The organism is Ignavibacteria bacterium (genome assembly GCA_016707005.1).
In the GTDB taxonomy this organism is placed as follows: Bacteria; Bacteroidota; Ignavibacteria; order Kapaibacteriales; family Kapaibacteriaceae; genus UBA10438.
Map to the genome: position 1 here is coordinate 1,115,753 of JADJIQ010000005.1, position 14,729 is coordinate 1,130,481.

General features: G+C 52.9%; 13 protein-coding genes. 5 read left to right on the forward strand and 8 right to left on the reverse strand.

The features are described from left to right. Positions 1-6 precede the first annotated feature (6 nt). A complete protein-coding gene (locus tag IPI29_13065) occupies positions 7-714 on the forward strand; it encodes a hypothetical protein (protein ID MBK7413476.1) in 708 nt (235 codons plus the stop codon). Here IPI29_13065 and IPI29_13070 read toward each other — a convergent pair. From IPI29_13070 to IPI29_13100, 7 genes are all read right to left on the reverse strand, one after another. Then, on the reverse strand, positions 683-2,338 hold the full coding sequence (locus IPI29_13070) for a hypothetical protein (GenBank protein ID MBK7413477.1): 1,656 nt from the start codon (positions 2,336-2,338) through the stop codon (positions 683-685). The genes IPI29_13065 and IPI29_13070 overlap by 32 nt on opposite strands. Continuing rightward, complete coding sequence (locus tag IPI29_13075; GenBank protein MBK7413478.1) at positions 2,295-4,046, reverse strand: choice-of-anchor D domain-containing protein; 1,752 nt, start codon at positions 4,044-4,046, stop codon at positions 2,295-2,297. Before IPI29_13075 ends, IPI29_13070 begins: the two co-directional genes overlap by 44 nt. A 73-nt stretch (positions 4,047-4,119) precedes the next feature. Beyond that, complete coding sequence (locus IPI29_13080; GenBank protein MBK7413479.1) at positions 4,120-5,640, reverse strand: aryl-sulfate sulfotransferase; 1,521 nt, start codon at positions 5,638-5,640, stop codon at positions 4,120-4,122. Positions 5,641-5,652: 12 nt separating this feature from the next. After that, the gene (locus tag IPI29_13085; protein MBK7413480.1) at positions 5,653-7,182 is read right to left on the reverse strand and encodes an aryl-sulfate sulfotransferase; all 1,530 of its coding nucleotides are present in this window, start codon (positions 7,180-7,182) and stop codon (positions 5,653-5,655) included. Between the two features lie 7 nt (positions 7,183-7,189). Continuing rightward, positions 7,190-8,719: a hypothetical protein gene (locus IPI29_13090; GenBank protein MBK7413481.1), complete on the reverse strand. Its 1,530-nt coding sequence runs from the start codon at positions 8,717-8,719 to the stop codon at positions 7,190-7,192. A 247-nt stretch (positions 8,720-8,966) separates the two neighbouring features. After that, complete coding sequence (locus IPI29_13095) at positions 8,967-10,061, reverse strand: hypothetical protein (GenBank protein MBK7413482.1); 1,095 nt, start codon at positions 10,059-10,061, stop codon at positions 8,967-8,969. 116 nt (positions 10,062-10,177) lie between these two features. Next, on the reverse strand, positions 10,178-11,353 hold the full coding sequence (locus IPI29_13100) for an alpha/beta hydrolase (GenBank protein ID MBK7413483.1): 1,176 nt from the start codon (positions 11,351-11,353) through the stop codon (positions 10,178-10,180). A 67-nt stretch (positions 11,354-11,420) separates the two neighbouring features. Here IPI29_13100 and IPI29_13105 point away from each other — a divergent pair, with 67 nt between their 5' ends. From IPI29_13105 to IPI29_13120, 4 genes are all read left to right on the forward strand, one after another. Further along, positions 11,421-11,861 (forward strand): YhcH/YjgK/YiaL family protein, encoded by a 441-nt coding sequence (locus IPI29_13105; GenBank protein MBK7413484.1) that lies wholly within the window; start codon positions 11,421-11,423, stop codon positions 11,859-11,861. 64 nt (positions 11,862-11,925) lie between these two features. Continuing rightward, the gene (locus tag IPI29_13110) at positions 11,926-12,195 is read left to right on the forward strand and encodes a hypothetical protein (protein MBK7413485.1); all 270 of its coding nucleotides are present in this window, start codon (positions 11,926-11,928) and stop codon (positions 12,193-12,195) included. Between the two features lie 101 nt (positions 12,196-12,296). Then, on the forward strand, positions 12,297-12,827 hold the full coding sequence (locus IPI29_13115; protein ID MBK7413486.1) for a hypothetical protein: 531 nt from the start codon (positions 12,297-12,299) through the stop codon (positions 12,825-12,827). A 2-nt stretch (positions 12,828-12,829) separates the two neighbouring features. Then, complete coding sequence (locus IPI29_13120) at positions 12,830-13,357, forward strand: PH domain-containing protein (GenBank protein MBK7413487.1); 528 nt, start codon at positions 12,830-12,832, stop codon at positions 13,355-13,357. Positions 13,358-13,377: 20 nt separating this feature from the next. Here IPI29_13120 and IPI29_13125 read toward each other — a convergent pair whose 3' ends face one another. Further along, positions 13,378-14,319, reverse strand: coding sequence for a N(4)-(beta-N-acetylglucosaminyl)-L-asparaginase (locus IPI29_13125; protein MBK7413488.1), 942 nt, complete (start codon positions 14,317-14,319; stop codon positions 13,378-13,380). Positions 14,320-14,729: the final 410 nt, after the last annotated feature.

Here is a 14,729-nt window from a genome sequence, read left to right on the forward strand (position 1 = left end):
GAAGCGATGGAATCACTTCTCATGGACATGCTCGACGATGGCCCGGCTACCGACGCAGAGCTGGAGGCTTTTGTGCTGCACCATGACGATCGAACCTTGGTTGCCGATATGCAACGTATGCACGCGATGTCCCCGCTCCTCAAGCAGTGTGTGATCCCAGTGAGTACTGCAGACGCGCAATTGCTCAGCAAGATCCGAACTTCCGTTCATAGCAGCATATCAAGCAAACTCCTCCTCATGCGCACGTTGTGGTCTGGGCTTGGAGCAGCTGTAGGTGGCGGCATTCTGTGGCTTACTGTTGCGCAGTGGAACGGTGATGCATCTGAGGCAACGCAACACATTGAACCATCACCTGCCAGCGAGATCTACGTAGCCACGCCAACGGTTGAACCTCGGAATGTGCCTTCGCAGGAGAGAGCGTTTGCAGATCGCACTCCTGTATCGACCAATGGAGTGTTACGTGCTGAGCAGAATGACCTCGAATTGCGGAACGAGCGTGACCGAAGAGAAGCACTCGCACGGTACGCTGTTGGTGCCGATGCGTATCGTCAGTACAGAGATCTCTTCCATATCAATCTTGCGCTCTCGGACACCACAGGTGCTATCTCAGCATTGCGTTCAGCAAAGCGATGGGCCGAGCAAACGGGCGATATGCAGGCCTCGGAACGCTGCGAGAGGGAGATCATCGACCTGACGAGGACTGCCGCACGATGATCCGTACGCCGCGGTCCTTGCCGCGAACATCGTCATGAACGGTTGCCTCGGGTAATGCAGCAACTTTGACCGTGCACGTATGAGGTGCTAATGCTGCTTCAGCAGAATGAGCACGGTCGCGCGCAATTCTCTCGTTCGCATCACGCTCACCAACACCATCCGCCATTCCTAACACCACGATGCGGGAGGAGCGCGTAGCCCGAACCTCCAGCTCGTTGATCACGCTCTCGGCCCAGATCGGCAACGATGTTTGATTGGGTTCGAAGCCAGTGAGTGAGGCAATGAACTGCGTAGTGTCAACGAGACGGACGATCGGCTCAGACTCCATGCGAACAACGACCGGGGCTGACCGCGTCATTGCACCTCTGCGACCTACTGCGGTTACAACCACCAGTGCACTGTCTCGCAGTAATTGCGAGAGTAGGCCGGATGGAAGTAGAGAACACTCCCATGAGATCGACTCTGGGACGTTGCCATAGCCCCGTGCGATGGTGATGAGAGAGTCTCGCAATTGAATCGTTGCTGTCCATGATGCGATCTCGTCATCGGTTCGGACCACTGGTGTGATGATCATTGCCGGCGGATCTGCGATCGTTACAGTGTCGAGTCTGCGTTGTGCCAAGCCCCCTGCATGCTGTTCCGTTACCAAGGCAAGCTCGTGCGAGAGGGAGACCGATCCAGCACGAACTACGGCTCCATCAACGGATCGGAAGCCAACAGAGCAGGTAGCAAAGACCTCGGGGATGCGAGGCATCGGTAGGATAGCATCGCGTGTGACGGAGGAAAACAACCGTGATCCAACTACCGGTTCTGGAGCCGACATCACATTGTTGAGAGTCTCGGTGGATGCTCGATGGCTGCCGAATGGAAATGCAAGCGTAACGCGTGCTATCACTGCGCTCGGGACGATGTCGGCAGAGTTCACGATGGACGTCAGTGCAGTTCGATAGAGCACTTCGAGCGCTATATCCAGATCGTTGTAGGAGACCGGAAACATCACCCCGATCGAGAGGTAGGGGGCTGACCTTGTTCCGGGTATCGCACTGTCAGCTGTGCGGATCGTTGTAGACCCATCAATGAAGGTAACGTTCGACGGTTCAGCAATGGTCTGATCCTGAGTTCCGTTCATTCCCAGTGGAAAGGAAACGTCGAGCCCCGATACCAGCCACAATCGATCAAAGACCCTGAGTCGAGCATCACCTCCAAGTTCAATGGAACTTCCCGTGATGCCATAGGTATGTTCAATGATGCCGTCCGTTTCCTCTCCATCGACGACAAAGGTTGTTGGTTCATCCGCAATGAATGCCAGGGTCGAATAGGTGAATCCAATTCGGGGGTACAGGTGAAGCCACGATGAAAGCGGATAGATGATGCCCGAATTGATGCCCGTGGTTATGCCTGCAGACGACGAAAGCCCGGCCGCTTGTGCTGGAAGCACAAGTTGGCCGAGCTGACGAAATGATGCTGATGTACTTGTGACGCCTACTGCTGGTGAGACCGCAATAGATAGCTGAGCACGAGTGATATCAACGGAGCACAACGCAAGGAGTAGAACGAGAATGCCTCTTGCGGTCATATCCTCATTCGATGATGATGCGTCGTACCAAGCTGTGTGATCTGTCACTTACTCGTACAGCATAGATGCCGTGTGCGAGAGGCGAGACGTTCAATTGACTGTTCCCCGAACCTCCGGAAGACGTACCGGGAATCGAGAGAAGGCGAACACCAGTGAGGTCATAGAGATCAACGGTAACGTCTCCGTCAACGCCTGTGTATTCCACATTCAGTGTTGTGACTGCAGGCGATGGAGATAGCTTCATTCCAATGGAACCGCCATTCGCATTCACCGTGCGATCATCTTCAACTGTTGTGGTGCCGTCACCGGACTCCGTTGAGATCGGAAGAACTGAGCCAGAAGCATCAAGCCAAAGGACTGATGGTAGTGTGACCTCGGAAACGGTTTGATCGCCGAGTGCGATCGTGAATGGAAGCGCGGCAAGGAGTGTCCCGGCATCATGGCCAGGGACATCAACCGTTGTAACAACTGTGCGCATTCCGTTCGATGTTTCATCGTACGAGACAGGGAATTGCGGAATCAGAACGGAGGCATTGAATGAAAGAGTCAGCTGTGCCTGAGTGGCTTCCATCGGCACGGAGGACGCAACAGTGATCTCCAGACTATCCGTTTCTCCCGGCTTTCCACTGATGTTGCCGACCCAAACGCGGACGCTCGGACGCGGGCGAACGTATCCGACGAGCCTGGCGCCGTCGAACGGCATCCCTAGTTCATTGAGGAAGACCAGGGTATCAATGAATGGATCCGGACCGTGTCCGGTGTAGATGATGTCGATGTCAACATACCCGGCAGGAGGTATGGTGATCGGAGCAACATTCACTGGTACGGAGAATGGCGACGGCATAGCGATCACTGACTTTGCGACGCTGATGATGCGAGGTTCGGTCGTGTTGTTATGAACGCGAGCGGTCCATACGTCCGTTCCGCCGATCGAATCTGCAACGAAATCGCCAGGTTGCGTAGAAACGCTTGTCGAATCAGCAAACGAGTGCGCCCAGATGATCGTAAGGTCTGGTGCAACAGCACCATAGCCATACAAGGCAACGTGCGTCACTCGTCCACCCCAGACCAGAAAGATCGAATCTGAAACGTTGTCAAGTGATGTTGGAGAGAAGATCGCATCGATCAACACCGTGTTACCTGCACCGATGGTGATCGTGCGGGGCATTGATTCGCCCCCTTGATCTTCAAGGCTAAAAACGGAGCTTGTGAAGTCGACCAGCGTCGCGCCTCCGTCAACAGAGGATTTTAGGCCAACGGTGATGTCTGTTGTACTCGAATTGGAAAGGGTGAATGTCCGCCGTTGCGATTCGCCCGGTGCTACGCCGCCAAATGTGACAGCTTGGTAGAACGGTGTAATGCCTGCTGTAGATCCATCACCTGTGGCGCCGAGGTAGATGAAACCCCGAACCTGACGTGTGGTATCTGTGCCCGTGTAGCCACGAATCAAGATTCGTGCTTCATGGGCGCCGGCTCGGAGACAGGTAAACGAGATCAGAATTGTCTGGGACGACCCAGGGATGACCCCAATGATCGGAGCGAACACGGAAAAGCTTGACGCATCTGGGCCGTCGATCTCAAACTGAAGACCTGTAACGGCGAAAAAAGTGTTGTTCGTTAGGACGGCCACGGCACTATCCGTGGAGCCGATGGCTACCTGACCAAGGTCTATCCTTTGTGGAGTAGCGGTGATCGGGTATTGACCATACGCACTCACCGTGAACAACAGTGAAAGTGCAATGAGTAAAAGTCGCATGTGTGGTAACTCCAAGTGATTGGTTGTGGTGAGGTGCAGCACCGACCCAACCGAGTACGTCGTCTGTGAAAGGTTACATGCGGATAAGAAGGAATGTTCCGCGAGGCACAGAACGGACGTAGGTCCCGGGCGCGAGGCTCTCATCAGCCGCCATTCCGAGAAATCGTCCCAACAGATCAAACGCGCCAATGCGGACATATCCATCCACCAGCACTCCTATAAGAGCTTCGCCGGTTGCGAAGTTCAGATCCAGAGAGGTCTGAAGCGCTGATGGTTCGTCAACTCCGAGCGGACCGTCCTCTAGTTTGCCCTGCTTGATAAGGGGCTTCCCTTGTAATGCCGGATGATCCGGACCGTATCGGTAGACCTTGAAGATCATGGTGTTGCGAGGCGTGGTTCCTTGTCGAACTGGGCCACTGTTTCCTACTGGGCTTTGGTATCGCCATACCTCGCGACCCCCATCTGTTACCTCGATCATTGTCCCCTGAGGTCCAAGGCAGGACAAGATGTTGCCATTAGGAAGACGTGTGGCACCGCTGATATTCGTTGCAAAGAACGCAGAAGTTCCCACCTCCGGAAACTGCCATACAGGAGTGGCAGGGCCATAGGAGGAAGTAGGGTCATTCACATATGCTCCGCTTCCGTCGAGTGGTGGTATGATCTCTTCAACGGTTGAATAATCGCGTGGTGCTGTTGTAGACCTTGCCTGACCGTTGTTGAAGATCGAGATGCGTGTACCGTCTTCATTGAGCCACCGTGCATCATGTTGACCATAGAGGCGCTGTTCGGATCTCGTGCCACGCTGATAGGTAAGAGGATTGCCCCATCGATACACGATGTTGCCTGTCTCCCTCGAAATGATCCAGATCTCATGAAGGTTGTGTACGCTCACAAGAACTTCGTTCCTCTTTGCATTGTAACGTACAGAGTTCATGTGCAGCCAATCGGATCTGTTTCCGCCGATGTTGATGTCCACTCGCTCGGGGTGTTCTTTTACGACGCCATGATCTGGCTTCTGTGGATCGCGATCTTGGATCATGTGATCCCATGAGGACCACGACCAAACGATCTCTCCTGACGTGGGTCCGGTCTGTTTTACTTCGATGATTCGTTCCGACCAGAGTGTGTTATCCGCAAGACGAGAAGCATCTCTGCCCTTGGCCAATGCTTCGTCACGGGTGTGGCTTTCCCAAACAAGTAGCAGCACATTCCCGTTCGGCATGATCTCCACATCGTGATGCGAGCGATAGGTTGATCCGTAGTGCTCGTATCTCCACAGGACGCTGCCGTCCCAGGCGATCTTTTCGACTATCCCACCGGCACCCCCGCCTCCCATGGACTGAACCATCGGTGCACCGGTTCGTAGGAGGGTTCCGTCATTGAGCAACATCACAGCTTGGCCGGGGTTGTATTGACTTGGCCACGACTTTACAACGTCACCGTCATTGTCGATGAGGTACGTAAGCTTCGTTGTAACGGGCGCAAACAACGTGTACCCTTTGTACGAGAGAGTACTGTCGTGTGTGAACACACCAACGGTTCTCTGTGCGAACACAGTAACAGATGCAAAGGCAATGAGAATGATGAGCTTCATACGTCGGGAGTCCTAACGAATAAGGTAGGTGCCATACGGAACGTCTCGAACATGGCTGCCTGAAGAAAGATCCTCGTCAACAACAACACCCAACCATCTTCCGGCCAGATCGTAGGCGCTGAGCACTACGTGAGAATTCTCGGGGATCGATATTGTTACTTTTCGGGACAATATGTTGAGGCTTGTGAAAATAGGATTCGACTGTCTAAAGATCTCTTCAATACCAACGAGCGGACCATCCTCCAGCCTGCCTTGAGGGATGAGTGATCTACCCACAAAGGCGGGATAGTCCGGACCGTAGCGAGTGATCTTGAACACGAGGTTGTTCCGCGGAATCACCCCTTGCCGCACAGCACCAGTATCGCCAACGGGGTTGACGTATCTCCATACCTCATGGAGTTCCTGAGTGATCTCAGAGAAAATGCCATCTGGCCCAACACATGCTAATGTATTGCCATTTGGTAGACGATAGGCACCGCTGATGTTGATCGCAAAAAAACTAGTGTCGGGCGTGCGCGGATAGGTCCACGAGATCGTGTCTGGACCATATGACCCATTGGCACGTTTTGCATACGTTCCGTCTAGCGAACGTGGGACTTCGATCTCATCCAGCGTAGAGTAGTCCGTGAAGAGCGAGGCGGTACGTCCTATTCCATTGTTGAAAACAGTGATGCGTGTTCCTGACGAATCGGTCCAGCGTGCGTCATGCTGACCAAAGAATTTCCGGGCAGAAGGGGCTCCAATCTTGTAATTCGAGGGATTGCCCCACCGATACACGATCGAACCCGTGGCTCGTGAAATGACGATCACTTCGTCCAGGTTGTGAACACTCACGAGGATCTCATCGCGTTCGGGGCTATAGCGCACAGAATTGAAATGGAGCCAGTCTGTGCGCAGATCGCCAGTGTTGATGTTCAATTTTTCAGGATGCTCGGAGATCACTCCGTAGAAGAGTTTTGTTTCGTCGAAATCCTGGATAAGGTTGTCCCATGCTGACCACGACCAAACGATCTCCCCTGTTGTTGGTCCAGTTGGGCGCACTTCGATGATCCGTTCGCTGTAGATCATCGAATCGAGAAGACGCTTTGGATCTCTGCCGCGAGCGATAGCCTCTGCTCGTGTGTAGCGCTGCCATTCTAAGAGCAGTACGTTACCGTTGGGCATGATCTCTACGTCGTGATGCGTGCGATACGTTGGCCCAATACGTTCATAACGCCAAAGGAGCTCATTATCCCACGATCTTCGTTCGATGATCCCTCCAGCACCCCCTCCGCCCATTGTTTGCACAAGTGGATTGCCAGTGCGAAGGAGACTGCCATCTGGAAGCAACATCGCCGAGAGGCCGGGAATGTTCTGACTCGTCCAAGAATGAACCACCTGACCGTCATTGTCGATCAAGTAGGTGCTCTTTGAAGCAACCGGCGCGAACAACGTGTAGCCTTGAGATGTCTGCGCAACATCGTGCTTGAATACTCCTACTGTCTGCTGAGCAGTTGCGGAAGTAACGAGGATAGCGGTAAAAATGACAAGAAGATGTTTCATATGGTTCTCATTTACTCAGTTCGCGGAGTTCGGTGCGCCAGGTTGATCTATTCAGCTTTGCCTTGAGCCATGCACGAAACTCGAAGATCGCTGTTAATGCCTCTATTGACGGAGTTTCGTAATACTGTTCGATCTTTTCTAACGCCTCACGGAGAACTTTCGTTCTTGCCTTGCCTGGAGCTGTAGAGAAGTATCGTGATGCTACAGAGAGCAGAATCTCAATATCCAGATCTATTGGTTTACCCTTCAACCGACGTCGTTCTGCCCGCACAAGTGATGTCACCACCGATTCGTTCTCGAGGTCGATGTGCACGAGTATGCGTAGCAATTTACTCGCTACCTGTATGTCATCGCGGATGCTGGACGGGTAATCATCTATGCGAGACAGTCGTCGTAGAGCCTCTTTGAACTTGCCTAGTGCCATCTCAATGAGTGCGATGTTGAACAGGATCGCTATTCCAAGCTCAGTGAGATTCTCGCGTTCATGCTCCGTCAGGATCTTGTCGAGCAGTGGGATTCGTGGTGCGAGCCCTTCAAGATCATCTGAGTGCAATGCCAATTGTATCTCAATGTTGAGGTATTGAGATGCAACAGCCATTCGATTTGCGGGCGAAAGGTGACGGGATCCTTCTTGCCAATGATGATAGAGCTTATCTCGGAGGGGGCGAGCAGACGCAAAGTCCCGCAGTATCACCAATCGCAGCGCAACGCTATGGACGAGGTTCACCCATTCATGGACGTTTGCAACGCGGAACTTCTCGTCGCGCTCCAGAGTGTCCAACCTTGATCGGTCGTATCGCAATGACGTTTCAGGGTCATTGTCGATGAATAGTGCCTTTGCACTCAGGAATCGAAGCCAGGTGTTTTGACCGCTTGGCGTAACGATGGGGAAGCGAGCCTCGCCGTGTTTGACAAGGTCGGCTGCAAGTGCCTTGGCAACCGGACCGCCCCCTTTGCCATAACGCCGGATCACAGACGTAAGCCGATCTGCGATCGCATCATAATAGGCTGTTTCAACGAGGAGCAATGCCTCCTGGACGATCGGATCATCTGCTGGCGATGAGGATGGCTCGGGCATTGATTCCGTTGATCGAGCAAGCTGTGACATGGACTGAAGGACCATCACCCGGAGGGCATGATTATGGATGAGCGTTGCTTCTTCCAGGGCCTCATTGAGCCTGCGTTCTGCCCAACGAAATTGATTGCGGAGGCGCAGGAAGTCGCCGTCCTGAAGCGCACTCACCCCGCGCCGCGTCGGAGAACGCTCTGCATTGAATTGCCGCATTGCCCTCAGGATCACGAGCATCAGCTCACGCTTTGCTTCAGGGAGCCGTTTAGCAAAGCCATACTTGGCGAAACGCTTCTTGATAGCAGCCTCGTCCAGCTGGTCCTGCCCGGCCAACGCATCAAACAGTAACTCTGATTGATTCACGTCGCCGACAACGTGCTTCCGCAGTTCGATCTTTACATAGCGCTTCTCTGCCTGTGTAAGGGCGTGAATAAGCGCATGCAGGTCTTCCGATGGTCCTCTTGACATCGGATAAATATCGGAAAGTTTGACGTATCGACATCACGAGGCACCGTAGGTTCGCATCGAGCAAACAAGGCAACTCGAAAGGAACCTACAATGTGGTATTACACACGCCTTTGGATCGCACTGGTCTTACTGGTGCTGATGCTTTTGGCATCCATCTCATAACCCTTCACACCCTGACCAACGAGGTCTGAAATGAACAAGCCCAGACCGGATCTCACGATCCGAATCATCCATGAACGTTAACCGTTCAATACCGAAGAACAGCCGCAGCACCGCTGGCGGTAGGCATGTGCTCTGTTGGGAGGACGAGGACCTTTCCACCCTTACGCAGTACGATCATGGCTAGATCATCCAGCACGTCATTGATATCCGGCTGATCGAGATCATCGAAGGTGATCTCACCGGTTGCCTGATCGATCTTGCCGGGTACCTGCCGTGTTGCTTCTACAAGCAGAGCGGCAACTCTGCCTTCAACAGCCGCATGCGTCAGTGGGACCACGTGATCCAACCCCAGCTCGCGCGACGCTGCCTCGTAATACATATCAACGAAACGTGTGCTCTCCTTTGTGACATACGGAACCACGACGTCCCAAGCGCGTTTCACAAGCTCTTTATGGCTGATCCCGTCTGGATGAACCGTTACACCCTCGAGTAGGACGTTCGGATTATGCTTCACACGGAAGAATTCGCCGAGTTGCTCTGGGAGTCCAACCACTACAACGGGCAGCCCGCCGGAGCGTGACACATTCTCCGTGATGAACTTGTCAACCGCTCGGAAGAACCGTTCAGTATCGATCTCGATCTCATCCGATGTAGTTGAATGACCCACGCTTCTTGGCGTTCCACCGGAATTCGAACGGGTGAAGTGTCTCTCTGTGAGTTCGTACCCAAGTGCACTCTCAATGGTCATTGGGGCGTCTGGGCCTAGATCTACTTCACTCAGACCATCGCGGTCTCCAACGAAAAGTCGGGCACGTTCGCGCGTCAACGTCAGGACATTATACCGTTCTAATGTTTGCAGGATCCGGAGAAGGGGCTTCATGTGGAATGTATCTGCAACGATCGCGATGTCCGGTACCGGTCTATCGAGATGCTGTGCCGTAAAGAAGCCCGGAGCGCAGAACACAGCTACACCCTCTTTACGGGCATTCCAAAAAGTCTCATCCTGCGCGAGTTCAATGAACGGGGCGATCAGGGCTTGTACTTCCTCAGCGGTATAGGCGGAAGCGAGCGAATCCGAGAGCCTGCGTACAAGGACGCGATAGCGCGTGGGGTCGTCTCGGCGTTCCGGTTGGGTGCGGTGAGTTGAGAGATAGAGGCTAAGGCATGGCTTTGTGGTCACGCTCAAGAGCTGCTCAACGAGAGGATTATGGCTAGCATACATCGTCTGACTCCATGGTAGTACGGATGAAACTCGCCATTGCGCTGGTTGCATACTATGACCAACGTCATGGTCGGCTATCGAATCACCACCCCGTTGACGATCCTGAACACAACAGCATTGTGGTCAGTGACAGAAACGTAAACTCCGTCTGGGAGCCGTACGTCTGAAAGTGGCCCGGCTGTGAAGGCTAGAACCGAACCGCGGAGGTCAAAAATGGTGTGGTAACCCGACTCATCAAGTATGGAAGAGGTTTCATCCACTCCAACGGTTCCTTGTATCTGACCAGCGCAGAACACTGCAGCTAAGCTATCCACGTTCTTTTCGTCGTGAATGGCATGTTCGTTCCCATTGTAGATCCACGTTTGGTAGTATCGGGGATCAACGCCCCGGCGAGTGAACTCATCGGTAAGCGAACAACTGCCATGGATCTTGGGGTAGTTAGCAGAAACATCGAATGGGAGGCCCCAAAGCCCCTTTGCAGATCCACAAGCTACCACTGGGTCGCCTGTTTGATGGTAGCTGTATGTTGGAACGAAGGCTGCACCGTTGAGAGAGCGCATATCGAGTAGACCTCCAAAGATGTTCACGATCGCTCTGATGCGAGGGAGAGGTGGGCCTGTTGACCCCCAGCCTTGCAATGATCCAAGATCAGGACGAGGAAACTGTTCGAGCGCGCGTGTGACAGGCGGAAGTTGACCGAGAGCTATGGGGCGAACATCCGTTGAGTCATTGAATGCACCGTGGAGAGCGATGATTGCGCCCGCACTGGCACCTCCCAGGATGGTCCGAGACGTGTCCAGTTTATACCGCGACGCATTGTCGGCCAAATACGATAATGCCGAGCGAAGATCCTGAAGCCCACGATAACATGCCCGAACCACCTCGGCTGTATCATAGGCAAATGGCGGATCAAAGGGCCAAGGGCCGTAAAATCCGAGTCTGTAGGAAATGGTCGCAGCAACGTATCCCCGAGATGCCCAGCGTTCACACACTGCATTCATCTCGGCTCTGTTGCCGGCTGTGAACCCACCACCATGAACCCACACGATCAATGGTCTTCTTGTGGCATCATCATCTGTTGGATACCAAACATTGAGTTTCAACGTGTCCATCCTGCCGTTAAAAGCCGGAGCCACCGTATACGGAATATCGCGTTCCGAGGCAACTGCATACTGCCTTGATACATAGGCCTGTCCACTGGCAGGCGTCACAGATGCAAGTGCCACAAGGGCAAGAATGAGTATTAGCATATGACAAACGTAGTGATTGTAAGGCATTGATAGCTTTGTCCATCCGTCAATCAACATTGGAAACACCATGATCATCGATACGATCGACAATACATCATCATTCCGACACCTACCGTGGTTCGCGGCGATCGAGAATTACCTCAAAACAACAGATCTGCTCAGTGCTGAGCAAGGGAGATACGATATCGATGGTGACGACCTCTTTGTGATCGTGGCAGACGATGCTGCCAGAGAGGCACATCCGCCACTTGAAGCCCACAGACGGTACATCGATCTTCAGATCGCTCTCACGGGGTCCTTTGACGTATTGTGGCGTCCACTTGCCGAGTGTACCGAAGAACTCCAGCCGTACAATGAAGAAGACGATGTGTTGTTGATGTCGGACCAAGCCTCCACACGACTCACTCTTTCGACCGGTATCGCGGCGGTGTTCTTCCCACTGGATGCTCATGCACCGCAACCACCCAGGATATCTGTCCGCAAGGCCGTATTCAAGATCAAGGTCTGAATCGTGGAATGAGGTCGAGATATACGATCTTCGTATTCAACTCTTCAAACTGAATACGCAACGTATGACCGACCAACCGGAATATGAATACTCGCCCCTTACTAGAACATTGACTGAGGGCGGTCGGTCCATTGAGGTCTACATCTTCCGTGAGAAGGGGGCCAAGACATGGTTCTTGGAAGTTGTTGATGACCACGACCATTCATCGGTATGGGAAGAGTCCTTCACCTCCGATGCACAGGCCTTGGGGATGGTGCAACGCATCATCCGTGAAGAGGGATTTGTAGCCTTTCTCGGACCTGGACCGGATGATGAGGAAGAAGTGACGAAATGACAACTATGACGTTATGACGTTATGACGTTATGACGATCATGACGTTATGACAATATGACGTTATGACTTTTGTGGCGGGGACATGCAATCGAAGGGTCGAAATGGAAATGGGTTTGAATATCGACGTGATCTTGGCAGTGCTTGCCGTTGTCGCACTCACCGCGTTTCTGGTGCAGCGTGTTCGCAATGGCGGCAAACGTTTGGATGCGAAAGACCTTGTTGTGACTCTTGATGACGTTGCGCGGATCCACGATGCAGTGCGAGATTCAACAAAGGAAGATGTCTTCGCTGTTTTTCTCGTTGCCTATGAACAAGCCAGTAAGAATGATGGTGTTCCTAGCGTGGAATTCTCACTGGAGGACGGAACAATAGGACTCGACTTCGTGCTCTTGTCGAAAGAAAATCTCGCTATGCAAGAGGCATTTGTTCGACTTGCCACATCACTCGGATACGAAGTAGTCTCGCGCACGGTGGCCGATGTTCCATACCTGCGCGTTGTTGGTGGTGATCTCGTAAACCTCATGCGTGAGGTGTTGCTTCATGTGTTCGGTGTGGGTCCTGATGAAGAGATGGGGATCGTGCTTGAGGGCGTGGACCATACTCAGATATTTCCGTTGAATCAGAGGTCATGACCATGTCTTCAACCGACCAGCAGATCCAAGTAGCATTCAATCCGCTGATACGACCATATCTCGTCCTTCGTATCGGCTTTATTCTCATTATGTCGATCGTTGGGATCCCGTTGGCGTTGATCTGGTTCCTTGGAGTGGGACAGTGGTGGGCGCGACACTACTTCGCCAAACTCCAGTGTACTCTCGACGACAGAGCGCTTCGCTACAGGAAGGGTATCTTCGTTGAAGTAGAGAAGACCATTCCGTTGGAAAACATTCAAGATGTGACCTTTATTGAAGGTCCTATACTGCGACGGTTTAATCTCAGCATGCTTCGTTTTGAAACAGCCGGCTATTCAGAGCATCAAGCGCATGCAATGAGTCTGATCGGCATCATCGATGCGCACGAATTCCGCACACGCATCATCAGCACGCGTGAACAACTACGCGCGCGTTCGCATCCGGATCCGTCGCAAATGGGATCGATGGCTGGTGTAGAGAAGAGACTTGATGAGATCATCGCCCTTCTTAAGGGGCGCCAGAGTTCGTAGCATCATTACATGATTCTCGTTCACTTCGCGAAGTATGCCGATTCTTTGATGACATCATTCAACGCGTACGTGAATCCCTTCTGAATGCTGAAGGCCCCATGCCTGCCCGCCGTATCGATGGCAAGGATCCCCACCTGGAACTCGTTGTAGTTAGTGTGTTTCGCCACGATTCGTTTGATAGCCGTTTCGCACGCAGCCTGTGGTGAGTCTCCCATTCGCATTCGTTCAACGGCAAGGAATGATGCCAGTGTACGAAGGACCGTTTCCCCAAGGCCAGTGCACGTAGCAGCGCCAACCTCATCGTCAACGTAGAGTCCGGCACCAATGATGGGCGAGTCTCCAACCCGACCGTGTGCCTTATAGGCAAGTCCGCTCGTTGTGCATGCTCCTGCCATTTTACCGTTCGCGTCCATTGCAAGAAGACCGATAGTATCGTGATTCTCGATGTTGATCACTGGAGTGTATTTCTTTTCCTTGCACCACTCTTCCCACGCAGCACGCGCCTGACGTGTAAGCGTATTCGTCAGCTGCGACACACCTTGTTCTCGCGCAAATCTTTCTGCGCCCGATCCAACCAACATCACATGCGGCGTGCGTTCCATCACCAAGCGGGCAACGGTAATGGGATGTGGTATCCCTTGAACGAAGCAGACAGAGCCGGCGCGGCAATCGCCTGTCATGATCGATGCATCAAGAGTGACGATGCCATCACGATCCGGCAAGCCCCCTAGACCAACGCTTAGATTGTTGGGGTCAGACTCAACAACCATCACACCGCGCTCTACCGCATCAAGGACAGAGCCGCCTCTGCCCAAGACCTGGAGGGCTGTCTTGTTGGCCGGAAGACCATGATCCCATGTGGAGATGACGAGTGGATCGCGAGAACTTTCTGCAAGAACTCGCTTGGTGGATGCCAACGTGGCAACACCAACGGAGGCAGCGATGAAGGAGCGACGGTTCATAGGATCTGAGCTACGGAGATACGGAGATACAGAGATACGGAGTGACTTGGGTGGTGAGTGCTATTGTGATCAAGGGCAAACCTGAAATCGTCTGTGTTGATTGGCGCACTATCTTGTGTGCAATCAGATCTAAGTTATTGAATTGGAACGACTATGACATTTGCCAAGTGGATACTCTTCGTGGTACTTCCGTTTTCCATATTCGGTTGCGGGCCATCGTTTCCACGCCCAGTTTCTATCCATCCTTCCTGTAGAGTAGTCAGTGGAGGAATTGTTCAGGATGTTGATGGAAGACAACAAGCAATATGGGTGGACAATGTCCTCGTCTCAGCAACTAAAGCACGACGCGATTCAGTCGAATTGACCTTCTTTTCAGATTCACTTCTTCCCAAGACGAAAGTCAGCATAGT

Excerpts from the sequence above, each read along its gene's own strand:
- IPI29_13065 (MBK7413476.1), top strand. The coding sequence starts at position 7 with ATGGAATCACTTCTCATGGACATGCTCGACGATGGCCCGGCTACCGAC.
- IPI29_13075 (MBK7413478.1), bottom strand. The coding sequence starts at position 4,046 with ATGCGACTTTTACTCATTGCACTTTCACTGTTGTTCACGGTGAGTGCG.
- IPI29_13080 (MBK7413479.1), bottom strand. The coding sequence starts at position 5,640 with ATGAAGCTCATCATTCTCATTGCCTTTGCATCTGTTACTGTGTTCGCA.
- IPI29_13085 (MBK7413480.1), bottom strand. The coding sequence starts at position 7,182 with ATGAAACATCTTCTTGTCATTTTTACCGCTATCCTCGTTACTTCCGCA.
- IPI29_13090 (MBK7413481.1), bottom strand. The coding sequence starts at position 8,719 with ATGTCAAGAGGACCATCGGAAGACCTGCATGCGCTTATTCACGCCCTT.
- IPI29_13100 (MBK7413483.1), bottom strand. The coding sequence starts at position 11,353 with ATGCTAATACTCATTCTTGCCCTTGTGGCACTTGCATCTGTGACGCCT.
- IPI29_13105 (MBK7413484.1), top strand. The coding sequence starts at position 11,421 with ATGATCATCGATACGATCGACAATACATCATCATTCCGACACCTACCG.
- IPI29_13110 (MBK7413485.1), top strand. The coding sequence starts at position 11,926 with ATGACCGACCAACCGGAATATGAATACTCGCCCCTTACTAGAACATTG.
- IPI29_13115 (MBK7413486.1), top strand. The coding sequence starts at position 12,297 with ATGGAAATGGGTTTGAATATCGACGTGATCTTGGCAGTGCTTGCCGTT.
- IPI29_13120 (MBK7413487.1), top strand. The coding sequence starts at position 12,830 with ATGTCTTCAACCGACCAGCAGATCCAAGTAGCATTCAATCCGCTGATA.
- IPI29_13125 (MBK7413488.1), bottom strand. The coding sequence starts at position 14,319 with ATGAACCGTCGCTCCTTCATCGCTGCCTCCGTTGGTGTTGCCACGTTG.